Genomic DNA, 24,527 nt, shown 5'->3' on the forward strand with positions numbered 1-24,527 from the left:
CAACTTGCAATGATTCATGCGTTACCTGAGTTCTCCGCTGGCACTGACAGTGCTTGGCATTCCTTCTCAAACAGCTTTGACGATCAAACGGGAGACGAGGAGAACCTGATGGGCAAGAAGTTTAGCAGTCGCAGTTTGCAGGATGACGCCTTTGATGCAGAGGACTCCATCACCCGCCGCTCGCGGACGATGGGCCAGGAATTCGCTGACGCGACTGCAGACGAATCCGAGCTAGGCCCACTTGCCGACGACGAATTGCTTGTCCGCCGCGATGAGCTGCCCAACGATCCAACGGAAGATCCCGTCCGCATGTACCTGATGCAGATGGGGCAAATACCGCTGCTCACGCGAGATCAAGAGATCTCCGCCGCCGTGCAGATCGAAGCCACTCGTGAGCGATATCGGCACTGCATGCTGGCTACCGATTTTATGTTGCAGGCTTCTCTGAAGTTGCTGCAACAGGTCCGCGACAAGCAATTGCGACTCGACCGAACCATCGAGGTCAGCGTGACCAACGCAGCGGAGAAAAAAGCGATCATGAAGCGGATCGTCCCCAACACTCGGACTCTCGCTCATCTCCTGGAGAACAACCGCAACGATTATCTGACAGCGATCAACAAATCGTTGCCCATGCGTCGGCGTCGTGCAGCGTGGCGGAACCTCGTCGTTCGCCGCAACAAAGCCGTCCGGTTGGTCGAGGAAATGAATCTGCGGACCAATAAGCTGCAGCCAATCTTTGAGAAACTTCGGCGCAGCGCCCTGCGGATGATTGAAATTCGCCAGATCCTCGCCGAACCACATCGGCTCGCTTTGGCCGGCATGCCAAGCGCCGATGAGCTCCATAGCGAGCTGCGGTGTTTGATGCGATTGACCTACGAAACCCCCAAAACACTCGCCCGACGGGTCGACCGCTGCGACACCCTTCGTGACGACTACGATGCCGCCAAACGCGTCTTGTCAGCCGGTAACCTGCGATTGGTCGTTTCGATTGCCAAGAAGTATCGCAACCGCGGGTTGTCGTTTCTGGATTTGATTCAAGAAGGCAATACGGGACTGATGCGCGCGGTCGACAAATTCGAGCACGCCCGCGGATACAAGTTCAGTACCTATGCGACTTGGTGGATTCGCCAAGCCATCACCCGGGCGATCGCCGATCAGAGTCGCACCATCCGAGTGCCGGTTCACATGATCGATACCATGAACAAGATTCGGCAGATCACCCGTGACCTTGTCCAGGAGCACGGCCGCGAACCCACTCCCGAAGAGGTGTGTGCTCGCAGCGGGTTGTCCATCGACGACACTCGTGTGATCCTGAAAATGGCTCGCCAGCCGCTGTCGCTCGATCAACCCGTCGGTGATCACGAAGACAGCGCGTTCGGTGAATTCCTTCAAGATCATCGCGACCAAGACCCTTTGGTAGAAACCAATCGTGAGGCGCTCAAGAATCAGATCGAGCTCGCCATGGAGACCCTCAACTATCGCGAGCGAGAGATCCTACGGTTGCGATACGGTCTCGCCGATGGATACACGTACACCCTCGAGGAAGTCGGTCGGATCTTTCAAGTGACCCGGGAGCGTGTGCGTCAAATCGAGAGCAAAGCGGTTCGCAAACTGCAACAGCCTTACCGGGCCAAGTCTCTGGTGAGCTTTCTCGATGGCGCCGAACTGATGATGTTTGAGAACAGCGAAGCGATCTGATCCCGGCTGTCCAGTAAATCGTCGCCAGGGCTGTCGTTGGCGGTATTTCCCAGCGGAATCTTTGACTCGTTGTCCGGCCATTCCCGGTCGCCTCGAACCGCCTGGCTGGATTGCCCACACCCCGCCGGACGCCTATGCTGAGCGGGTGGTCGATCGCCGCAAAGAACACAGAAAACTGCTCTTGCCGGCTCGCTCACTTTTTTCGTCTTCGCTCCCTCCCGAGTCAGCGCCATGCCTTTGTTCGAAATCGAAACCGACGCACACATCATCATCACATGGTCCGACGAAGAATCCTCCGCCCAATCGGTTGTGGACGACGCCTATCCCGAGGACGAGATTTTGCGCATCACCAAACGTCCGCGGGACTCGTGGGTGATCAGCAAAGGCGCCTTGGGATTGACCGATCGCTCCCTCGACCCCTGCATGATCGCCCGGGATTGTTTGAGTAAATCGGCGGGTGACAAAGTCAATGCCATTCGTTTGTACCGCATGGAAACGGGGTGTGATGTCGACCAAGCTCGCCGCGCAATCGAATCCAATATGGTGATGGGATGGTAGCCTCGCTCGGTCGAGCGTGGTGGTGTTTCCTTCTCTGTTTCCCCTTGGTCGTGGGCTGCGATGGATGTCGGCTGACGAACCAACCTGAGAACGAATCCAAGCTACCTGAAGAGCAGCAACCACCCTTCACCTCGCGCGCCGCCGACGCCTATCCGGCTTCGCGACTGGACCTGCGCAGCAGCGGGATTCCCAACGGCTCAATCAAACCCGGGCATTGGACAAGCACGCGGTTGTCGGTGCGCAGCAACCGAGAGGATCGCCGTGGTGTGATCCAAACTCGTGCCGATCTGGGGCTCCTTGCATCTCCCGAGACGGACAACACCACGGAGATTACACCGGAGCTCGAGTCAGCGTCCTCTTTTCTCACCCGCCGCCCGGCAGTCTTGCCGCAGGGACAAATGCGGCGACTCGAGACGCGGTTTCTTGCCCCCACGCACAACAACCAGACCTTGGACCATGTCATCTTCAACGGACAGTTCCTGGGGCAGGAATCAACCGCTCGGTATGATGTGCTTCCCGCTCGGTTTGCCGCGATGCCGCCCCAAACTTACTTTTTCGTCATCCTCACCAATCGTCCCGAACGGTTTGTCCGTTGGCAGACGGCCAATTGGGTCCGCCCCGTGCAAGGCGGCCGAGTAAGAAAACGCTCGTCGGAGAACTATCGCATCATCATCCCGCCCATCGATGGAGTGTTGCCGATAGCCGAGACCGCTCTGGATTGGACCTCAACGGCAGTCCTGGTTTGGGATGACGTGTCCGTGAACGCCCTGACACCGGGACAACAAACTGCCATTTTGGATTGGTTGAATTTCGGTGGACTCGTCGTCGTCAATGGCCCCGCCGGAGTCGACTCGCTGACCGACACCCGCTTTCGTGACCTGCTGCCAATCGCGCCGGCGGGTGCCACTGAGTTACTGATCGATGATGCACAAAGTTTTTTGCACTCGCACCAGGTGGCGACTGATCCGTCCACGGCAGACGTGATCGAAAACTTGCAGAGCAACCCCACCCCGGTCGCCGCGGCAGGCGACCAGCGGTCCGGAGCGACGGAGATCGGCGGGGGCGGTCTACTCGTCGAGCGCCGGGTGGGACGCGGCCGCTTGGTTCAAAGTCGAGTGGACTTGATGAGCAACTGGCTGGTGCGCTGGAAGTCCTACGATAGCATGTTGAATTCCGCCATCCTGGCACGACCACCGCGTGTATTCCAATTGGATACAGCCGCTCAGAGCAGTCTTCGATCGGTCACCGCCAACGGTAGCCCAGGACAAACTGCCGATTCGTCCGCTGCCCCTTCACCAAACGCCCCCGCCTCAGACCAAGCGACTCCGTGGAATGCCGGCCTGGGAGCCTCTTCACCGGTGCGACAGACCTTGGTAGGGGTCGACGTTGATGCCGTCGCGCCAGAGATCAATACGGGCCTGCGACTGTTCTCGCGTGATGCCAAGATGCGAGCGCTGCCCAACGGCACGGCCACCAACGGCACGTCCACCAACGGCGACTCTCCCGCCGTGACCGCTTCGACCGACCCAGCGAGCAACTCCCCGCTGGCGGCCTGGCAGAGCGATGATGTGTGGCCGCATCCGATCGGCGGTCTCGGCGTCTGGAGGAGCGATAGCGATCTGCTGACTTGGAGCCAGCGTCAACTGCGTCAAGAAATCGGTGTGACCATCCCGGAGTCCGCTCTCGTCTTTCGCAGCCTGCTGGCCTATCTGTTTGTCCTGATCCCTTTGAACTATCTCGTGTTCCGCATGCTCGGGCACCTGGAATGGGCCTGGTTGGCCGTGTTTCCGCTATCGATCGCGGGCGCTTTTTGGGTGGCCCATGCGGCGCAGCTCGATGTTGGCTTTGCCAGAAGTCGCAATGAGCTGGCACTGCTCGAAGTACCGGTGGACTACTCGCGTGCGCACCTGACACGCGTGGTCGGTTTATATAACTCGCTGGCCAGCCGATACCGAATCGACTTTGCCACGCCCGACGCGGCGATCGATGTGATCCGCTCCAAACATGGCAACCAGCAGGCTGCTAATTTGTTTGGCGAGGTCGATGCGGCATTGGAACTCGGTTTTGATCCTGGCCCATCGATGGACGATATCAGCGTGGGCAGTAACTCCTATGGCGTCGTCCATGCGGAACAGATCGTCGATGTCGACGGCCCGATTGAGATGCAATCGACGGCACCGAAGGGCCGCCTCGGGTCGTTCGATGGGGCATCGATCGTCAATGGATCTTCGCTGGAACTGCTCGATGCATTTGTCGTTGCACGCGATGCGGAGGGGCGGACGCGGATTGCCGCGATGGGGACCCTCAGCAGCGGTGCACGCAAGCCGATTCGATTGGTCGCCAGCGGCGAGGTGCGCATCCCGACCGATTTGCCCATGGGCATGACCGACGCAATGGGCCGTCTCATGTTGGCCGATGCAATCCCGAGCGGGTCGGCGCGGTTGGTCGCCCGCCTCGATCAACCGCTCGGCGGAATGACAATCTCACCTGATTGCAAGCAAGTCCGAGCGCAGACACTCGTGCTCGTGCATCTCGCCCATCGACCACGCCCACCCGCGGTCAGCGACGAAAACCTCGTCGGCGACGTACCGCATTCCCGTTGAACCGAGTCTTCGCTAGAGGCTCACCTCTTTTGCTCTGTTCCCCCTACGACTCTGACCCCGTCTCGGAGACATCCCATTGGACACTGAAGTCGCACCCGGACTGCTGACCGACGAATCATCGTTCGCCATCATGCTGCTCGTTTCCTGCGGGTTCGCTGCCTGGTACGGCTACCGCCATGGCAAACAGTATGTTCTCGGGGCCGGCATGGCGGTCTCGATGTTGGCGGGGACGTGGTTCGAAATCACGCTCTGGAACACCGAGATCAACGTCGCCATGGCGACTGCGATCGTGCTCCTGATCGCCTACTGCACCCATTCTTGGCGTGAGATATTCAAGGCTCTCAACCTGCTCGACGTGTTGGTCGGCGCCTTGATGATTTGGCACATCATCGTCGATGTATCGCACGAGGGGCAACCGCTCGCCTTCACACTGCGTGCCTACGGCCAATGGATGCTGCCCTATGCAGCGGGTCGCTACGCGTTCCTACATCCCGGCTCGATGTCCAAGCTTTCCCCTGTTTTCGTCGCCGTGGCGAGCTTCATTGCGATCGCTGCTGTCTATGAATCGTTCACCTCGGTGAATCTTTGGGAAACGATCTTCATTCACGTCGACGACAAAGTGTCGCGCGTGGTTGGCCAACGCTACGGCTTGCTGTACCGCTCAATCGGTCCTGTCCGAAACGCTATTTTTCTGGGGATCATGCTCTACCTGCTCCTGCCCTTTGCGGTTGACCTGACCACACCGAGAGATGACGCCCGCTGGCGACGGGCTGCTGGGTTTGCTGGAATGATTCTCATCATGCTGGGCATTGTCGCCACTGTCTCGCGGGGCCCAATGCTGTGCGTCGTCCTGGCGGGAGCCTTTGCTCTGGTGTGCGTCAATCGCTATGCCCGCTGGATACTGATTCCGCTCGCTGCGGCCGGTGTGATTTTTACGGCGGTTCAGTTCGACACCGTCGCCAACTACCTCGAGAGCGGTGGCGACGAACATACTCGCAGCCGGATTGTCGACGTGGACCATGAAGGCGACGCGGAAATTCACAACAACACGCGTCACCGTCTGCTGATTCCGAAGATCTATGGTCCGATTGTTTTCGAAGGCGGTCCTCTCGGCTATGGAACAACGGCCTCATCCGGTTTTCCGCCCCGAAATATTCCTGGCCTGCCCAACGATCCCGCCATCAGCGGCCTCTTGCGAAATGTTGACAACACCTACATCAACATTGGACTCGCCTTCGGCTGGGTTGGGCTCGCTCTGTTCGTCACGCTCCTGATCACGACGATCGTTCAGGCGTTGCAACTCGCCCCGGTGGCGAGTACTTACCTGTATCCGAGTGACGCTCGAGTGGCAGTGGCCTACGCGAGCATCTTCTTTGCCATCATCTTTGAGATCTGGACCGTCCACTGGTCCTACGACTATAGCTTCTGGGTGCTGTTTCAAGTGGGCGTTGTCGCGGGGCTGACGTCGCAGTGCGTCCGCGTCCGCCGAGGTGAGTGGTGATCCTCGCTAAACCAGTCTGCCGGAGGTCGTCGCCTCCTGTTGATTACCCACAAGTTTTCCTACGCCGACGGCGTTGAAGAAAATAGCCGGTGGTCGAGCGCAGCGAACACCACCGGAAACGCATCAAACACGCGTGCCAACCCCGAATGGGGTTGAAGATCATTCACGACGAGGTCTGCGACCCACTTCGGGGTCGACGCTCCATCTTCAACGAATCACCGTAGGTGGCGCTGCGCTTACCTACGACTATTCTCTCTAATCCCTATCGGGATACTGGTGGGCAATGACCAGCTCGTGGCCTCGTCCACTACCGCTTTTTTTGGACTCGTCGCCTCGTCCACTACGATGCGATGGTTATCAACTACCCGCGACCATGACCTCGGTATTCTCCAACAACGTGCCGGTTTCGAACTGCACGTTCTTCAGTGCCACCATGTATTCCGTCACCGCGAGATAGTAGCGGACCTGCGACTCACTGACGCGGCGTTGGGTATCGAGCAATTGAACCAAACTGATCGGCAATCCGGCCTCTCGGTTCGCTTCCAAAGTATCGAGTGCGTCCTTGGCGGCGAGGTAGCGATTGAGGCTAGTTTCGGCGAGCGTGTAGGCGCGGTCGGTCTCAGCGACAACGCCTAACAGATCATGAACGATTTGACGTTCCTGCTCCCGCAGCAGTGCTTGGTCACGAGCAATCTGCAGCTTGGCATGCTGGACCGCTGCGTGAGCTTGGCGGAATCCCACCGGCATGCGGAATTCGACCCCTGCCTCGTACTCTTGGAATCGCATCTCACTGATCTCATCAAACGCCGATCCGGTACCAGCGAGATCTGGCCCCAAACCCCGGAGACGGTACGTCGAAACCAGATCGAGTGTGGGTAGCAAGAAGTTTTTCGCAGCGAGCAGCTCCATCTCGCGTCGCTTGACGAGCAGCCGTTGCTCCTGCAACTCGGCCCGCATCCGAATCGCTTGAGCGGACAGCGAGTCGGTATCGAAGATCACGGGCGCTGTGATCGGTTCATCCACCGGCCGCAACAGCACACCTTCGCTGACGGGTAGTCCGACCAACAATCGCAGGCGTCGTTCACCCGCGAGCACACCACCCACGCCGGAGAACGTCCCGCCCGAGGTGGCATTGTATCCTTGCGTACGCTGGACCAACTTCCCGGCAACCGCGTCCTGATACTCACCCTGAAAACGATAGTACTGTTCGCGGGCCAACGCTTCAGCCGATCCACCTTGGCGGTTGGATGTCTTCTGCGCGTCGTAGCTGCGCCAGGTAAGCCGGCTGCGTTCGAGCGCTTCGGCACGAGCATCAGCATCCCGGTATGCGAATGCCAGGTCCCAATACGCATTGGTCACGTTGCTAATGTAGTTGCGGGTATTTCGCCGGAACTCCGCGACAGAGATATCGTTGTTAGTCTTGGCAATCAACACGCCGTTGTAGACCCCCGGTAGCGCCGCAGCACCAGCAATCCGGTTGAACGTCAAACCGCCGCCGCGCAACAAGGGCTGGCGGATCTCCGCATGGAGCTGCGACTGCCAGGCACTCGGAACCAGGTTCCCGGTCGCGTTATTGGCATCGTAGTCCGTGATGCTGCGGAGGGCCAACTGAGCCCCTGTGGCAGTGAGTTTGGACGTTTGGAACACGTAATCATGCACGTCTTGCTGGAACGCGTTGGCACCACCACCAAAGAACCGGTTATTGAACTGGCGGTCATTGTTCTGCCATGTCCCCATCGCATAGAGCTGGGCATCGAAAGCCGACAGCGCCGCCTCAATACTGGCCTGAGGATTCGTTTGCACCAACGGCAACGATTGCTGGCTCGAGAGTTGTTCCGGGGCACGCAGCACCGTCGCGTTGAGATCACGCAGGACCTCGGAGTTGGTGAGTGCGATTTGAATCGTTTCACGGAGCGTGAGATTGCGGTACGTCGCATTTTCCATGGACGCAGCATCCCGGATTGTGATCGGCGGCAACGGAGCCGTGGTCAATGCAATCGCTTCGGCAGCCCGACTCGGTGGGGCTCCCGCGTCAACGTTGGCCATGATCGCGTCGACACACTGCGTGTCATTGCCCACCGTTTCAGGCAAGCTCTTGCAGGCACGGCATCCGAGCACACCGGCAAAGGCCGACAACACGGCGCCGGTAATCAGCGACCAGAGGACAATCGAGAACAGAGGCCGGCAACGCAGCGAACGGCGACCAAGACGCGACGAATCCGCGTCCTCACCCGCCAGCGCGACCGGGGGCGAAACGGACTGCTGTCCGCTACCCAACGAGTCCCGTGCCTCCGAGCGAGGATTGGGTTGGTCGATCGATTTCAATGATGCAATCAAAATGCCGCGTGAAAAAGGGAACGCCGGACAGGCAGAACGATCCGTACACCCCTCCTTTTTCGACGATTCGATGCAACCCTATCCAGTGAAATCGTTACGAAACGTTAAGTAGGCAGAGATTCGCACCACGAAACCGAATCAGGAGACGATGGATACATCGATTCCAAGCTAAAATACACCGATGAGTCGCTCTCCCAACCCCGATACGCCCCCTCCTAACGGCGAGAGCTTCACGCTCGCTTGGCTGCGATGCACCAACCGGTTAGCCGATCCTGACACGCGCGCCCAAAGCCTCTGTGACGAAGCCGCGCGACGGGTACCCGCCGATCGTGTGAGTTTTTTAACGACGCAGGCTAGCACTGCCACGTTGATCGCGACGTCCACGACGACCACGATCGACCGGCGTTCGGCCGAGGCCGCCTGGCTGAGAGAGCTCGCCGAAGAGGTCTGCCGGAGAGGCACTGATTTCTGTACCGATCAACACCCCATCGATTGCCCAGCACCCTCCCTCGGAACCTCCCAGACGCTGGCGATCCCAATCCGTTGCAATGATTCTGGCGACGAAGTGGATGCCGTCATCGTGCTGCAGCAGTACACGCAGCAACACCAACCGCTGACGGCCTTGTGGGACGATGTTCACCTCGAGATCGCTGCTGCGGCCCAGGACGTTGCCGCCACCCTGCGATCCCGTGCTGCTCGATCACCACGGGCTGGCACCGCATGGTGGCAGCAGGCAACTCGCTGGCAACGGCTCGCCCTGATCGCATCGTTCTGTTTGGCACTTCTCCTGCTGCTCAACGTCCCCATCACCTTTCGGTTACCGGTCCAAGGGCAATTGGAACCAGCCCATTCGTGGGGCATCTTCGCTCCTGCAGCAGGCACGCTGCTGAGACTGCACGTCGAGGACGGCCAAAGGGTCACCTCCGGTTACGTGTTGGCTGAACTCAGCAACGTCGACATTGAACTGCAACAGGAGCGTTTGAGCGGAGAGCTCGCGGCTGCGGAAACCGAACTCGCCAGCCTGCGGTTGAGACAGTCCGAGCGGGCCACGCCCGGTGCCGCCAACCCCTCGCCAGCAAATCGTTCCATCGATACCAGCAGTGCTCGCGCTCGTCAGATGGTACTGCGTGCCCGGATCGATTCATTGCAGCAACAGAACGATCTGCTCTACGAAGTCTCGCAATCTTTGACGATCCGAGCACCGGTCGACGGACGCGTTGTCCTCCGCGACCAGCAATCCGATCTCGTCGGACAAACCGTCAGTCAGAGCCAATGGCTGATGAGGATTGTGGATCCTGCGGGCGGCTACCATGCGATCATCGACCTCCCTGAAAAAGACGATGCTTATCTGCGTCAGGCACTCGGTACCGATCCGGGCACTGTGATCGGTTCGTTCCGATTACTAGCGTCACCCGATGTCCATTTCAGCGGTCAGGTAGCCGACGTTGCCGATTCTGTTCAATGGAATGAGCGTGGCAAAGCAGCGATCCAGGTTACCGTTCCCATCGACGGGTCCCTGCCCGATGACGTGCACGTTGGGGCCACGGTGGCCGGAACGATGGATGTCGGTCAACGCTCACTCGGGTTCGTTTGGTTTCGCCCCATCATCGAATTTTTCCGGAGCTACGGATGGTAGCCTTTCATCGATACCTATCGGCAACGAATACGCCAATGACGGTCACCCCAAGCCACATCACCCGCGAGGAAACTCGAGGGCCGATCGCAGTCCTCGATGGCATCATGCCGTTTCTCGCTGGGAATCGCCTGCGGATGATATGCCTTGCCCTCTCTCTCCTGATTCCCTCGGCGAACGCGGTCGCCGAGACCACTGCGGCGACGAAAAGCATCGGCGGCCTTGTGGTAGTTCTGGTCGATGAGGCCTCCATTGCCGCGACGATCGAAGGCTCCGTCAGCGATGTGGTGGTCGGGGAAGGTGACGCGATCGAATCGGGTGATCCGATCGTCCTGCTCGATGATCGCAAAGCGTTGCTAGAAGAATCCCTGGCCGAGCACGCCAGTGAGATCGCGACCCACCAGCAGACGGAAACCAGCGACGTCGATGCGGCGCAGGTCGCCGTTGCCGAGCAAGAACAGCTGATGGCAGAACATCGTGTCCGCAGCGAACTGAATCGCCGCCGCGCCGCCAATCAGCTCAAGGTGCACGCCGCAGAGAAATCAGAGCAGGTAGCCAAGAACGAATGGGAGCGAGCCAAAGCCGCTCGAGAAAACTTTGCGGACGCCATTTCAGAATCCGAGATCGAAAGTTTGCAACTTGCGTTTCAACGTTGTCAATTGGAGACGCGTGAAGCCCACTTCCAACTCGAAATGGCCGCGATCGACGTGCGACTCGATCAGGCCACGGCTGAGACGCTGCAGTGGAAGATCGAGGCCGCCCAGGTGGAACTGCAAGCAGCCCGCTCTGCCGACGATGTGCTCAAATTGCAAGCCGAAATCCAGCGTTTGAAACTGGAACTGGCTCAGGTTGCCAGCGAAGACCATCAGATTCAAACGCCCATCGACGGCACGATCGTCTCCATCTCGACTCATGCGGGCGACTGGGTCCGCCCCGGACAAATCGTCGCTCGGGTCATCGATCGAGAACGTCTGCGAGCCGAAGGATACGTCACCGCCGAGCAAGCCGATTTACTGCGCCGCACCGATGACGTGCAAATCGTGATCACTCAGAGCGATGGCAGCCGCAGTCGTTTTCCCACCACGCGGCGATTCGTCAGCCCTGAGATTGTGGCCGTGACGGGGGAGGTGCGGGTATGGATCGAGTTTCAAAACCCCGATGGCATCGTTTATCCCGGTTCGCAGGCGATAGTTGAGATTCGCTGATGTCGATTCCACGCCTGCAACTCCGTCGTGACCTTATCATGCGGCGTATTTCGCTGCGCGATCGCTGCGTCTGGGTATTGAAGGATCCGCTTTCGAGCGCATTTCATTTTTTCGATGAAGCGGAATTTGCCATTCTCCGCCGCTTGCGTGACGGAGTCTCCTTTGCCACGTTGGCCACCCGCTACCGCGATCGCTTGCCGCCCGCCGCCTTAGCTGAGTTCCTCTCCGCAGCGACTCGCGCGGGAATCCTGATCACCCCCGACGGCGCTGCAGCCTCTCCGGCATGGCGTCCTGCGTCTCGACGCCCCCAGCCGGCCTGGTGGAAAAATCCGTTGGCCATTCGATTGCCAGGGATCACTCCGGATCGCCTCGGTGCGTTGTTTCGACCCACGCCCGCTATCGACGCATCGCACGATGCCAGGCACTCCCCGGGTCGACTGCATGGGATCGCCCGGGTGATCCCATGTGCCGTCGCCGCGATTGTCGTGGTTGCGGTCGTGGTCGTTGGCATGAATCAGCAAGCATTGATCGAGGATTTTGCAGCAGCGGGTTCAAGATTGGTCGCGCCGGCGAATGGGATACACGGCTCCACCGGAGCGAGCCCCCTGACCAATACCCTGCTCGCATTCGCGATCGCAATCGCCGTCACAAAGATATTTCACGAGCTCGCCCACGCTTGGGTTTGTCAGAAACTCGGTGGGCGATGCCGCGAGATCGGCGTACTGTTGCTCTTCGGCGTTCCCTGTCTGTACTGCGATGTCAGTGAGGCATGGCTCATGCCCCGCCGCCGCGATCGCATTCTCGTGTCCGCTGCAGGCGTGCTCGCGGAGTGGATCGTGGCGGCGATCGCGGTGATCCTTTGGGCATCGACGAGGTCCGGTTTGCTACACGACGTCTCGGCGCTGATCGTGGTCGTCGCATCGGTCAGTACGCTGCTCGTCAACGCCAACCCACTGCTGAGGTACGATGGCTACTACATTCTCTCCGACGCGGTGGGCGTGCCGAACCTCGCTCACGAAGCAACCCTCGCGATTCGGCAAACCTGGGCGAGCTGGGTGAGCGGTGATCGCACGTCGCAGTCGGCCGCCCTGCCGCGCCCCTGGCTAGTCGCCTACGGCATCGCCAGCTGGATCTACCGGCTCGTTATCCTGTGCATGATCGGTTGGCTGATGTTCTCCTTTCTGAAAGCTTGGTTCGGAATTGGTTTAGCGGTACCGGTCACGGTGGGCTTGGTTTCCCTCGTACTGCGACAACGAATGAATGCTCAGCTCGCTAGCGGACCGCTTCCTACCGACGCGGTGGCTCAGCGGTGGAGACGCCCCGCTGCATCGGCTGCGATCCTATTAGCCAGCGGTCTCGTCTTGTGCATCCCGCTGCCCCATAGCCTACGGGTTGGCAGTTTGATTCGTCCGTCGGGCGAGCGTCCGCTTTTCGCCGCCGCCTCCGGCATGATCATGCCGCGCACCTCCGGGACCGCGATGCGACTGGACGATTGGCGTTTGCGTTGGAAGGAACTCGCCTCGCTGGGACGAATCGCTGAACTCGAGTCTGAATTCGCCGCCACGCGTATCGATCGCGTCGACCGCCCGAGCCTATCGATCACCCAACCGGTCGTCGCTAGCCAAATCGCGAGCGAGCGGGAACACCATGCCACCCTGGTCAGCCGCCTCGATCAGCTTCGCTGCTCACTCGGGCCGGGTGAGAAACTCTACGCTCCGCCGTCGCGCCAGCCCACGCGAGAGGAGCGGATGGCCGGCCGCTGGGGATGGACCGGAACTCCGCTCGATCCCGACAACGTCGGCGCGACGCTCACGCAGGGAACCCTCGTCGGCCGGGCCGGCAGTCCCGACCGACGCACCGCATCCTTGTACGTGCCCGAACAATCCATCGACAATGTCCGTCTCGGACAACTCGTGAGAGTCGGATACCGCGGTCTGCCGAGCGGTTCGGTCCGGGGACACGTGGAATCCATTTCAGCGGACCCCGTCGATGAGGTGCCCGAGGAGATCGTCGCCTCGGGATGGATTCCAAACAACTCAAGCGGCAGCAGCGGAACCATCCCTTCGGCGGTCCACTATGAGGTGGTCGTCATGATCGACGAAGCCAGTCCGGTGCTGCCCGCACGCCTCGTGACAGCAGCGCGAATCGAATTCGCCGCAGCCTCACTCTGGTCTCGCTGGCGGAAGTGGTTCCGGCAGTGAGGACTCGATCGGAGGGCGTTATTGGGCGACACGCGAGCAGAATGGATATTCGGGATCGCCGCCTCTCCAGATGCGAGGTCGCGCGACTTTTCAGTACCGTGATCGCAACGTTTTAACCTCTCCCGGCACAGCTGGGGGAGGTCGAACGACGCCGTTCAGGCGTGCGTGAGGGAGGGGACCTACGCGACATTACCAGGCAAGCCAAATGAAGCCCTTTCCCTCGCCTCGCCCTGAACGAGCTGTCTCGACCTCTCGCTGAGCAACGCACGATCAATTTCTGTCGTAGTGGACGAGGCGACGAGTCCAAAGCCGCAGGGCTCGTCGCCTCCTGTCCTTTACCCACAAGTTTGCTCCCCCTTGTGCTTGCCACACGGGAAGCGACGTTCTGGAATTAGAAAACCGTGGCATCGATGGTCGTTCCCCTGTCGGCTTGGCCGACAGGAAACCAAGCCGAAAGATTTTGCTGTCATGCGGGGCAAGCCCGCATGGGAGCGAGGTGCACGCTTGAGCCTTCCTAACTACAAAACATGGATTCCTGTCGGACAAGCCGACAGGGGATCCGATTTTGTGGGTAATCAACAGCTCGTCGCCTCGTCCACTACTAATGCCCCAGGGCAACCTCAGGCCCCGATATCGAACCGCGACTATTTGTTCTTGATCGCTTGAACGACGGCATCGCCCATTTCGGCAGGGCTCGGAGCGACGACGATACCAGCGTCCTCGAGAGCAGCGACCTTCTCTTCAGCCGTGCCCTTGCCACCGCTGATGATCGCGCCAGCGTGGCCCATGCGTTTGCCGGGAGGTGCCGTGCGACCGGCGATGAAGGCAGCAACAGGCTTGCTCACGTGGGCTTTGACGTAGGCGGCGGCTTCTTCTTCAGCGCTTCCGCCGATCTCACCGATCATCAGAATCGCTTCGGTTTGATCATCTTCCTCGTACAGCTTGAACAGGTCGATGTAGTTGGTGCCAACAATCGGGTCACCGCCGAGGCCGACGCAGGTGGACTGGCCGAGCTTCAAGTTGCTTGTCTGCCAGACCGCTTCGTAGGTCAGGGTGCCCGAGCGGCTCATCACGCCGATCTTTCCTGGCGTGTGGATGTATCCGGGCATGATGCCGATTTTGCATTCGCCAGGCGTGATTAGGCCGGGGCAGTTCGGGCCGATCAGGATCGAATCACTCGCTTTGACCTTTTCGTAAACCCGCACCATGTCGATCACCGGCACGCCTTCGGTGATCGCTGCGATGACGCGGATGCCCGCATCGACCGCTTCGAGGATCGCGTCAGCGGTGAACGGCGGTGGGACGAAAATCATCGTGGCGTCGGCACCGGTTTGCTCAACCGCTTCTTCGACGGTATCGAAGACCGGCATGCCTTCGACCTCTTGGCCGCCCTTGCCTGGCGTCACGCCTCCGACAAGCTGGGTGCCGTAGTCGCGACAGCCCATTGCATGAAACTTGCCCGCATTGCCCGTGATGCCTTGGCAAATGACTTTGGTGTTTTTATCGACCAGAATACTCATGAGGATAGCTTTTGGCGTTTGACTGTTGGCGGCTCGCGAACAGCCGAGGTGAGATGAAATGAGTGAGAAAGAAGCAAACGGCGAAGGACGGCTGCTAACGAACAGCTAGCTGCAATTGCTAGCAGCCAGTCGCGAATCGACTACGCCGTGGCGGCGACAATCTTCTTGGCGGCATCGGTGAGGTCGACGGCCGTGATCACGTCGACATCGCTGTCTTCGAGCATCTTGCGACCCTCTTCGACTTCGGTACCTTCGAGTCGCACGACCAACGGGACGTTGAAGCCAACCTCTTTACTCGCTTCGATCAATGCCGAAGCGATCGTGGTGCAACGTGCGATCCCGCCGAAGATGTTGACCAACACACCCTTGCAGTTTTCATCTGAAAGCAGGATGCGGAAAGCCTCGGTGACCTGGGCCGCGTTGGCACCACCGCCCACGTCGAGAAAGTTCGCTGGCTCGCCACCGTGATATTTGATGATATCCATCGTCGACATGGCGAGTCCGGCACCGTTGACGAGGCAAGCGATGTTGCCATCGAGCTTGACATAGCTCAAACCCGCCTTGCCAGCCCGAATCTCGCTCTCTTCTTCTTCGCTGAGGTCACGCAGAGGCTCCAGATCCTTATGACGGAACATCGCGTTCTCATCGAAGGTGATCTTGGCGTCCAAAGCGATCATCTGTCCGTCACCGGTGATCACGAGCGGGTTGACTTCGGCGAGGGCACAATCTGCGTCGATGAAGAACCGGCACATCGCCGTCATGAATTTGAACGCACTCTTGGCCGCAGCCCCTTCGATGCCGAGTTTCTTGCAGATCTTGCGAACTTGGAATGCTTCCAAGCCGATCGCGGGATCGAAACCTTCCTTGTGGATCAGTTCCGGGGTTTCCTCAGCGACCTTTTCGATCTCAACGCCGCCCTCGGTGCTGACCATCAGGACGGGCCGGCAGGTGACGCGGTCGACGACGATGCCGAGATAGAGTTCGCGAGCGATATCGCAGCCCGCTTCGACGAATACCTTGCCGACCGTCTGGCCTTCGGGTCCCGTTTGGATGGTGACGAGCTTCTTGCCGAGCAGTCCAGCGGCAGCGGCTTTGGCTTCGTCAGCCGACTTGCAGAGCACGACGCCTTTCTGGTCCGGATCGTCGATCACGTTGCCCTTGCCGCGGCCACCGGCATGAATCTGGGCTTTGACCACCGCGATTTTACCGCCGAGTTGGGTGTATGCGGCTGCCGCTTCCTCCGGTGAAGTCACCATGTGCCCTTCGAGCACAGGGACGCCAGCGGCGCGGAAGAGTTCTTTGCCTTGATACTCGTGAATTTTCATCAGGACGAATCCAGCAGATCGGGTCAGAGGGTGAAGTGGTTTTCATCAGAAAGAGAACGCTACGCGTCGGTGCGAATATACGCCTTGACCCAGAATCTGACCACGGGGCGTGAAAATCCCCACCATGAAGAGCCCCACCTGCTGCACGCTACCGCCTCGACGTCGAAGCCGTCTGCGATGGGTGAGCAGTGCTAGCCGCCACGCATTTTCCCAGAACACCCTAGTAGCGGTGCCATCGTCGCGCGACCGCTCCGCCGGTCGGTCCCATCCGATGTGCGCTTCGCACGAGACGCTCGCGTCCCCATCCGATCTGAAACAGCCTGCTACCATGCCTGATTCAGCCCCATTCCTCCGTTAACGCCCGCGATAGCACGATGAATTCAACCGCAACATTGGCGCCCCTCGTCCTAGCTTTCATGCTCAACGTCAACCTGCTAGCGGACGCGCCCGCAGTCCCCGAGTCTGCGGCCCAAGCAGGCGATGTCGATGCCATCTTTGAGGCCGGCTCAATCGCGCTACTAAACCAGGACTATGCCAAGGCATTCCACTGGCTTTCCAAGGGGGCGCAGGCGCAGCACGATTACTGAGAGAGTGGAAAGCGTCGGAGACCGACCGAAACGATTGAAGGGAGGTTGAGATATTAGTCCAACCCCTGTTGATTACCCAGCTCCTTTCGGCTCATCCGACGGAAGCGTACGCCCGAGGTTTTCAAGGCATGGCTCCAGTATCCAAGGATTTATTTGTGGGATGTGATTATCAATGTTAGACTGGCACTGCCGGAAAAAACGGAGCCGAGCTCGAATGGCGTGGACTTAAGCGATTGCCGCCTGTGAAACATTCTTCCGTCGAGCTTGTCTCGGCGGAGGAACCAACTGGCAGCTACTGAAAAAATGCGAAGTAGAAACGGTGCTCCGTCTCGGGCTTGCCCCGGCGGTCACACGACTTGCTTCGCTGATTCCGCCGGGACAAGCCCGGAGCGGAGATCGATCTGGCGAGGGCGTTTTGCAGGTAGCTTGCAGTTGCCACTCCGCCCGGACAAGCCGGACGGAAGCGAAAACAGATGCCCGTGAAACTCGAGTAAATCTGCTTAAGTCCACGCCATTAGAGCCGAGCTCTGCAGAGGTGCTGGCTTAGCAAGGGATAGCTCGGTCGCCAGCGTTTCCCTGCAAAAGCGGTACGCCAATGGTGTTGTCGGTCCCTGGCGAGCGTTTGTTCGTCAGGGACGCATTTTTGAGCGATCATTGGATACGAGAGCCATGCCTCAAAAAAACTTCCGCTGTGCTCTGCGCACGCTTCCGTCGGATGAACCTTCCTTTCGCGTCTCGGCTCACGAATGCGACAGCCTGGAAAGCCGATGGTTCACAACTCGCCTGGTCGACAAACTCATGATGCGAATCACTGCGTTAATCTTCGTCGCCGCGTTTGCCGGTTGTTCTCGGTCGTCGGCCCCACTTGAGCCACTGCGTGACGCAACGTCGCTGGAGCTCTATTCACTCGATCCGACGGAGCGAACTGATTTCGACAAAACCACCGGCTTTCATGGCTGGAAGGTTCTTGGGAAGACCACGGTAAAAGACGCCAAGACACTTTCCAATCTAACGGATGCTCTTGCAGCCGGGATTGCAGAGAACGACGGGATGGTTTCCGCCTGCTTTGATCCACGTCATGGGATCCGGGTGAGCGTCGATGGCCAACAAGTTGACTATGTGATTTGCTTCCACTGCTATTCTGCTCGATGGTATACAGACGGCGATCAGAACGTGGGATTCTTGACCACGGGATCACCTCAGCCGGTATTCGATCGAGTCTTACGCGACGCGTCCGTTGAGATTGCTGCTGCCGCACCAGACTGATCAATGCCGCGAACCAACTTCCTCACGGTATTGGATACCGGCAATGCCTTGCAAACCGAACCCTCCACGCACTCGATAGCGGACACTTTGTCTGTTCGGGCTGCCTGGAAAGGTCCAGCGGATATGGCCGCTGGGAACCCTGTCATTACCCACAAGTATCCCGTTAGGGATTGAAGAGAATAGCCGTAGGTCAGCGCAGCGCCACCTGCGGTGTATCGTTGGCCGTGGAACGTCGACCCCGAAGTGGGTCGCAGACCTCGTCGTGGACGATCTGCACCCGCATTCGGGGTTGGCATGCGTGTTTCTCGGTGGCTAGAAGTAGGTAGATTAAAGACAGGCAATGAATAGTTGCCTTCGATCGCGGCTTGCATACCATTGCCGATGGTTCCGCTACTCGAAACCGTGACGCTGACGGAGTCGATAAAGATGCCCAGGCAAGCTCGTGGGGAAATGATCGATCCGAATGAGGTTCAGATCCTCCACTGTATCGCAAGGCGTGGCTCTGTTGGACCGATCCCGCTATGGGAGAGTGTTTCGAGCACCACAGGGGCTGGATCCGCGACCGAATGGAATTCCTCGCCTCCGTGTTCGCGATCGATTGCCTGACGTTTTCGATCATGAGCAATCACCTGCACCTCGTCTTAAGAAGTCGCCCGGACGTCGCGGTCAAGGTTGGCTCTGCGCCCGTGACAACCCACTCGGGATATCTTCGGCCTGACCGTCTTCGGAAAACCTTCCACTTTGATTCCCTCCGGGGTCGCTGCTGCGCCGATATCGGAGAATCGGATCAGAATCAACCCGATGCTCGGTGGCGGCGTTCTGCGAGGCCCCGATCGTAGTTAAATCGGCCGAAAAACAAGCCGCAGCCTGGGCTGAAAAGTGGGTGGCCCTCTTTCTTCCGGTTTCTGCGAAGGCCATCGGGATGAAGGGAAACGGAAAACGACCTGACTGCAATTGAGCTAGCTCAGAGGATGAACGGCTCCTTTTGTCACCTGGTAGCTGTACGTTTCCACGAGGAAATCGACGGCGGTGTGAGACGCGTTCACCGTTAGTTTTGCGTGATGGCGAGTTGGCTTGAACGAGCGTGCGTGAGCGTCGCTCATCCGATTCCTGATTGGTGCAATGCCGTTAACGATACTGGATAGACCAGCGAGAACTTGTCTCAGTGAATCGGCGACGTCTGGACGGCTCGGTTCCAGGTTCAACGCTTTTTGAACTCGTTTGAACAGCTTTCCGAGGTCACCATCTGCTTTCTGAGGTTCAGCGATTAGTCGAACCTGGATCTCGGACAATACCGCCTCCAGCAAGGATCTTGCGTTGGTGATGGCACCGTCGTAATCCTCGTCGCGGATCTTGACTCGGCATTTGTAAAGTTGCTCTTCGACGAACTCTTGAGCCAGAGGGTCGACGGCAATGGTGATATCTTCAACTTCAACAAGTGAATCATCAGCACGAGCCATCCGATAGCGATTGCGAGACGAAACCAGTCGCAGCCCGTCAAACGCCAGGTACTTGTTGATGTACTCCACTGCTTGCTCAACACCGCCGTCGAATTCAAGAAAATGGGCAGGGTCCACCGCCGCCTCGACCGCTTTCCACTGCGTGTCTTTGTCGAGTGCCCGGAGCGAGTCCTTGGCGTAGACGTGTCGTGAAGGGAACCCTCCTCCGTAAACGTCGTTGCATCCAAAATCGGCGAAGAAGTCAATCAGCTTTGGGCCAGACCGATACGGGGCAAGAACGTCGCCTGATGCAGTTGGGTTGCCTGAAACGACAAGTTCTATTGCGTTGATCGCTCGTTGGCTAAGTTTGTCACCGTTGTGCATCTTTCCCCTTCGTCGTTATCTGGCATTTGAATGTTAGAAACACGTAGCGCGGCAAAACACTCATCGCGTTCGCTCTCGTCGCCCTGTGTTTTCTGTAGCGTACTTTCGAGGGGGCGTCCGTTTATCAAATGTGCTCGTTCCCGTCTTTTCAGCCCCCCGCCATTTAGGGCATGATAAAGGGAGTTATCAGGCATTAAAAGGAGGCCAGGCAAATGGGACGCGATTTAGCTGTGATCAGCTCCAAGGAGCTTCGGGAAACGGAAATTCCATCCTTCATTGCTTCACCGGGGCATCCAGCGGCGACCCCTTTTCGCGATTTTTTCTTCGGCCAAATAGGAAATGCCAACACGCAGCGAGCGTACTGCCGTGCAGTGGAGCAGTTCTTGACTTGGATTGCCGCTCAAGGCCTTGCGCTTGTCGAAATTCGCCCGGCAGATGTTGGCGCCTACCTGAGGCAGCACCCCGGGGCAACGAGTATCAAAAAACAGCATCGTTCGGTCATCAAGCAGTTTTTAGACTTGCTCGTAGAACGGCACGTTTGCCTGATCAACCCGCCTGCATCCGTGAAAACTGAAAAGCTGCGAGTAAATCAAGGCAGCACACCGGAAATCGCGAAGGGTGAGATTAGAGCGGTACTTGAAACGCTTCAAGGAAATAGCCTCAGCCAAGTTCGTGATCGAGCGGCAATCGGCATTCTCGTCTATACTGCCTGTCGCAAAGGGGCTATTTCGAACCTACGGCGAAGTGACTTTCACGGCAGACCCGGTCAGAGGGCTCTTCGTTTTCAAGAGAAGGGCAGCAACAACCAAAGTGCTGAAGTGCGTCATGATCTTGAAGCCTGGGTAAATGAGTACATTAGGCAGGCGGGTCTGGGCGAGGCGAATCCAGCCAGTCCCCTCTTTCGTCCACTTGTTCGTCGCGAAGAGCGATTGCAGAATAGGCAGGTGGAAGCAAATGGCGTTGGCCGCATGGTAAAACGAAAGCTTCGGCAAGCAGGAATTCGCACCGAACTCTCAGCTCACAGCCTTCGAGTTGCCACAATCACTGATTTGATCAGCCAAGGTGTTGACATTGCTTCGGTCCAAGAGCTTGCTGGGCACGCAGACGCAAGGACAACGAAGCTTTACGACCGCACAAGCAGAAGAGCAACTCGCAATCTGGTTGAACGGATAAGCTTTTGACACACCAAAACGTGTTTCTTGACCTGATCCGTTCTTGAGTGCTTCGATACTACCTGCTACCGACAAACTAAAAACTGATTTCCGAGTCCATGACGGCAATGAGCGATTCCTACGACAGCTTGACACCAGAGCAGCAATTGTACTCACGCGCAATGTTCAGGAGCAAAATCTACCAATCGGATGGCCAGCGTTACCAGGACTTGTTCGTGGAGGTTATGACACTTCGCGACGTTCGCTTTCGTCCAGTTAAGCCGCAAGGACAAAAAGGAGACCAGGGCAATGACGGGTATATTCCGGAAGATGGGAAGTACTTCCAGGTTTATGCACCAGAAGATGCAAAGTCGAAAATCGCAACAGCTGCAAAAAAAGCAAAGGATGACTTTGGAAAGCTGAAAAAGCACTGGGAAAAAGATGCTCCGATCACAGACTATCGCTTTGTCCATAACGACAAATTCAAAGGCTCGTTTCCAGATATTGAGCACGAACTGGCAAAAATTAAGAAAACGCATTCACTGACGGTGTCCAAGGCATTTCTGGCGAAAGACTTAGAGGCAGAGTTCTGTAAGCTGCGGAAGTCTGAGATGGAAGCCGTTTTGCAGGCCGTCATACCCCGGGCACATGACATTGCAGACATCGATTTCGGAGTCTTGACGGACGTGCTTCAGCATCTTGTTGAAAACCAGCAACCCGTGGATCATGAAGCCATGAATAGTGCACCTGAATTCTATGAGAAAATTGAATTCAACGATATTAAATCTACGACTCCACTGCTGACCGTCGGAAGCTATCAGAATGCTGCTGTCGAGCAGTTTTTCAATCAGCACGGTGAATTCACCAAAACAGATATACGCAATCGTCTCTCTGAGAGCTACGAGTCTTCGAAACACATGGTTGCTGAACAAGATTCTTCACATCTTGCAGTTGGAGACTGTGTGTTTTTTGATCTGCTGCATAATATAGCTCCCGATAACACCAGAGCGGTTCAGGATGCCACGATTGTTTTAATTGCATACTTTTTCGAGAAGTGCGATGTCTTTGAGGAGCCATTGCGATGACATTCCATTTGCTACCACAAAAGCATGTCCGTCCTTCAGAGTCGCTGCTCGGAATTGGAGCAGTAGTTCTGAAGTCGCTTAACGACCGTCCGAAATATCTAGATGAGGTATGGAGTGACGTACAGAAGACTGAAGCGATCAAAATACGGCTGCACGGTTCGGTGTCACTCGACACAATCGTTTTGGCAATCGATTTTCTCTATATCGTTGGAGCAGTCAAACTCAACAAACGCGGGCAGCTTGAACATGCGTCTAATTAGCCTCACAGCCAACAAAGAGTCCTTTCGTGCGGTTGAGTTTAATCGCAGTGGGTTGACGCTTATCGTTGGAAAAAAATCAGACCCAGATGACCGGTCACGTGAGCACAGCACCAATGGTGTTGGAAAATCGCTGCTGCTATATCTGATCAACTTTTGTTTGGGGGCGGCAGAGAATCCCCAACTGACGGAGCACCTTCCTGGCTGGGAATTTACCCTTTCTTACGAGCAAGGATCGGACACGTATGCAGCTACACGTGCAACAAATGTTCAAAGTAAGGTCGTGGTGAACGGCCAGACCAAGGGGTTGGACGAGTTCAAACTTAGCTTGGGGGAAGACGTATTTGGTATTGGCGAAGAGCCAATTAAGTTTCTAACCTTCCGAACTCTGGTTAGCCTTTTTTTGCGTCAGGGAAAACCAGCGTACGCCTCGTATGAATCAACAGCTAAGAATGAACGGCAGTACTCGAAGCAACTGCGTTCCGCCTATCTGCTTGGTTTGAACGAAACACTAGTAGACAGGAAGCGTGATCTAAAAGACGAAAAAGACCGAATCAAGTCGATTCGATCGCAGTTTAAGAAGGACTCGTTGCTTAGGGACTACTTCCATGGAGAGCGAGATGCTGGCTTGGAGCTTCGTGACCTTGAAGAAGATATCAAGAAACTTGAAATCGAAGCAAGCGATTTTCGCGTGGCGGACAACTACGAAGAAGTGACAGCGAAGCACGACGCGGTACGTCGTGAATGGAAACAGGCAAGTAATGAACTTGATTCTCTGCAGAGTTCTCGCAGGCAGATTGAGCAATCGCTGAAGGAGCAGCCTGATGTCTCGCTTGAAGAAGTCGCTCGCGTCTACGAGGCAACGGAAGTCTCACTCCCTGAATCAGTAGTCAAGCAACTACACGATGTCGAAGTATTCCATGAAGAACTAACTGCGATGAGAGCTGTTCGACTTACAAAGGAGAAGCACAGCGTCGAGCGTCGCATATCTGATATAGAGGCACTAATTGAATCGCTGAACCAAAAGAAAGACGAGTACTTCAAGTTTCTTGGGTCTCACGGCGCACTACAGGAATATGAAACACTGCTGAACACGCTTGCGGATCGTCGTCAGGTTGCTGCGAGACTAACTGAGTTTCAAAGGCTTAAGAAATCGTGCGACGAACGCTGGCAACGCAATAAGTTGGAAATGAGTGAAGAGGCAATTCGCACTTCTGAATACCTTGAGGCTGCCGATGCGATTACTAATGCATTAAGCGATCGGTTCCGTTCCATGGCACGGAGGATATGGCCTCAGAAAACGTCAGGACTGGTGATCGAAAACAATGACGGCGACAACCAAATACGATTTGATATCGACGCGAGGATTGAAGGCGATGCTTCTGATGGAACTGCTGAATCAAAAATCTTCTGCTTTGACATGACAGTTCTAATTGAAGGGAGGAATCACTCAATGAAATTCCTGATGCACGATAATCGACTCTATCCAGGTATCGATCCACGGCAACGGGCTGAGCTTTTTCGCGTCGCAAGTGAGCTTTCGGAAAAGTATGACTGTCAATACATCGCATCATTGAACGAAGACAACTTGGCTGCCATGAAGACAATCATGGATGACAAGGAATATGAGTCATTGCTTATCTCGAAAGTAGAGCTTGAGCTGATGGACGATTCTGCTGCCGGCAAGCTCCTCGGGATCACGGTAGACCTGAAGTACAACTAAATAGCTTGTCGTGAGAACTCTAGCGCGCAATTCGCTTCGCGTATCCCTTTTTTG

17 protein-coding genes are annotated in these 24,527 nt (G+C 57.2%); 13 read left to right on the forward strand and 4 right to left on the reverse strand.

The window, feature by feature from the left end; genetic code table 11:
- Window positions 1–9: 9 nt before the first annotated feature.
- From CA85_RS12760 to CA85_RS12775, 4 genes are all read left to right on the forward strand, one after another.
- Window positions 10–1,698: an RNA polymerase sigma factor RpoD/SigA gene (locus CA85_RS12760; RefSeq protein ID WP_146391708.1), complete on the forward strand. Its 1,689-nt coding sequence runs from the start codon at window positions 10–12 to the stop codon at window positions 1,696–1,698.
- Between the two features lie 231 nt (window positions 1,699–1,929).
- Window positions 1,930–2,256 carry a DUF6793 family protein gene (locus CA85_RS12765; protein WP_146391709.1) on the forward strand — a complete coding sequence of 109 codons (327 nt, stop codon included), beginning with the start codon at window positions 1,930–1,932 and terminating at the stop codon, window positions 2,254–2,256.
- On the forward strand, window positions 2,250–4,859 hold the full coding sequence (locus tag CA85_RS12770) for a hypothetical protein (RefSeq protein ID WP_246112746.1): 2,610 nt from the start codon (window positions 2,250–2,252) through the stop codon (window positions 4,857–4,859). The genes CA85_RS12765 and CA85_RS12770 overlap by 7 nt, the downstream gene beginning before the upstream one ends.
- 76 nt (window positions 4,860–4,935) lie before the next feature.
- Window positions 4,936–6,360, forward strand: a complete 1,425-nt coding sequence (locus CA85_RS12775; protein WP_246112747.1) for an O-antigen ligase family protein — start codon at window positions 4,936–4,938, stop codon at window positions 6,358–6,360.
- Window positions 6,361–6,717: 357 nt separating this feature from the next.
- Here the strand turns inward: CA85_RS12775 and CA85_RS12780 are convergent, their stop codons facing one another.
- Complete coding sequence (locus CA85_RS12780; RefSeq protein WP_391564858.1) at window positions 6,718–8,529, reverse strand: TolC family protein; 1,812 nt, start codon at window positions 8,527–8,529, stop codon at window positions 6,718–6,720.
- 349 nt (window positions 8,530–8,878) lie between these two features.
- On the opposite strand from CA85_RS12780, the gene CA85_RS12785 reads away from it, so the two are divergent.
- Genes CA85_RS12785 through CA85_RS12795 form a run of 3 tightly spaced genes read left to right on the forward strand, consistent with a single transcriptional unit; the run spans window position 8,879 to window position 13,736 of the window.
- Window positions 8,879–10,333, forward strand: coding sequence for an efflux RND transporter periplasmic adaptor subunit (locus CA85_RS12785; protein WP_146391710.1), 1,455 nt, complete (start codon window positions 8,879–8,881; stop codon window positions 10,331–10,333).
- A 35-nt stretch (window positions 10,334–10,368) separates the two neighbouring features.
- Entirely contained in the window at window positions 10,369–11,535 is a 1,167-nt protein-coding gene (locus CA85_RS12790; RefSeq protein ID WP_246112748.1) for an HlyD family secretion protein, read from the forward strand.
- Window positions 11,535–13,736, forward strand: a complete 2,202-nt coding sequence (locus CA85_RS12795) for a zinc metalloprotease (protein WP_146391711.1) — start codon at window positions 11,535–11,537, stop codon at window positions 13,734–13,736. Before CA85_RS12790 ends, CA85_RS12795 begins: the two co-directional genes overlap by 1 nt.
- Window positions 13,737–14,380: 644 nt before the next feature.
- Here CA85_RS12795 and sucD read toward each other — a convergent pair.
- Both sucD and sucC read right to left on the reverse strand, forming a co-directional pair.
- Window positions 14,381–15,256, reverse strand: a complete 876-nt coding sequence (gene sucD, locus CA85_RS12805) for a succinate--CoA ligase subunit alpha (RefSeq protein WP_146391713.1) — start codon at window positions 15,254–15,256, stop codon at window positions 14,381–14,383.
- 140 nt (window positions 15,257–15,396) lie between these two features.
- Window positions 15,397–16,581, reverse strand: coding sequence for an ADP-forming succinate--CoA ligase subunit beta (sucC, locus tag CA85_RS12810; RefSeq protein ID WP_146391714.1), 1,185 nt, complete (start codon window positions 16,579–16,581; stop codon window positions 15,397–15,399).
- A 374-nt stretch (window positions 16,582–16,955) separates the two neighbouring features.
- Between sucC and CA85_RS12815 the strand changes: the two genes are divergently transcribed.
- Together CA85_RS12815 and CA85_RS25690 are read left to right on the forward strand one after the other, a co-directional pair.
- Window positions 16,956–17,168, forward strand: coding sequence for a hypothetical protein (locus tag CA85_RS12815; protein ID WP_146391715.1), 213 nt, complete (start codon window positions 16,956–16,958; stop codon window positions 17,166–17,168).
- 669 nt (window positions 17,169–17,837) lie between these two features.
- Window positions 17,838–18,434: a hypothetical protein gene (locus CA85_RS25690; RefSeq protein ID WP_246112749.1), complete on the forward strand. Its 597-nt coding sequence runs from the start codon at window positions 17,838–17,840 to the stop codon at window positions 18,432–18,434.
- A gap of 959 nt (window positions 18,435–19,393) precedes the next feature.
- Here the strand turns inward: CA85_RS25690 and CA85_RS12825 are convergent.
- Window positions 19,394–20,257, reverse strand: coding sequence for an abortive infection family protein (locus tag CA85_RS12825; protein ID WP_146391716.1), 864 nt, complete (start codon window positions 20,255–20,257; stop codon window positions 19,394–19,396).
- A gap of 212 nt (window positions 20,258–20,469) precedes the next feature.
- On the opposite strand from CA85_RS12825, the gene CA85_RS12830 reads away from it, so the two are divergent.
- The 4 genes from CA85_RS12830 (at window position 20,470) to CA85_RS12840 (ending at window position 24,473) form a co-directional block, all read left to right on the forward strand.
- Entirely contained in the window at window positions 20,470–21,438 is a 969-nt protein-coding gene (locus CA85_RS12830; RefSeq protein ID WP_146391717.1) for a tyrosine-type recombinase/integrase, read from the forward strand.
- A 98-nt stretch (window positions 21,439–21,536) separates the two neighbouring features.
- The gene (locus tag CA85_RS12835) at window positions 21,537–22,493 is read left to right on the forward strand and encodes an ABC-three component system protein (RefSeq protein ID WP_146391718.1); all 957 of its coding nucleotides are present in this window, start codon (window positions 21,537–21,539) and stop codon (window positions 22,491–22,493) included.
- A complete protein-coding gene (locus CA85_RS24910; RefSeq protein ID WP_186774911.1) occupies window positions 22,490–22,753 on the forward strand; it encodes an ABC-three component system middle component 6 in 264 nt (87 codons plus the stop codon). The genes CA85_RS12835 and CA85_RS24910 overlap by 4 nt, the downstream gene beginning before the upstream one ends.
- Entirely contained in the window at window positions 22,740–24,473 is a 1,734-nt protein-coding gene (locus CA85_RS12840) for a DUF2326 domain-containing protein (protein WP_246112763.1), read from the forward strand. The genes CA85_RS24910 and CA85_RS12840 overlap by 14 nt, the downstream gene beginning before the upstream one ends.
- Window positions 24,474–24,527: the final 54 nt, after the last annotated feature.

Origin of the sequence: Allorhodopirellula solitaria, from assembly GCF_007859855.1 — a bacterium.
Classification (GTDB): domain Bacteria; phylum Planctomycetota; class Planctomycetia; order Pirellulales; family Pirellulaceae; genus Rhodopirellula; species Rhodopirellula solitaria.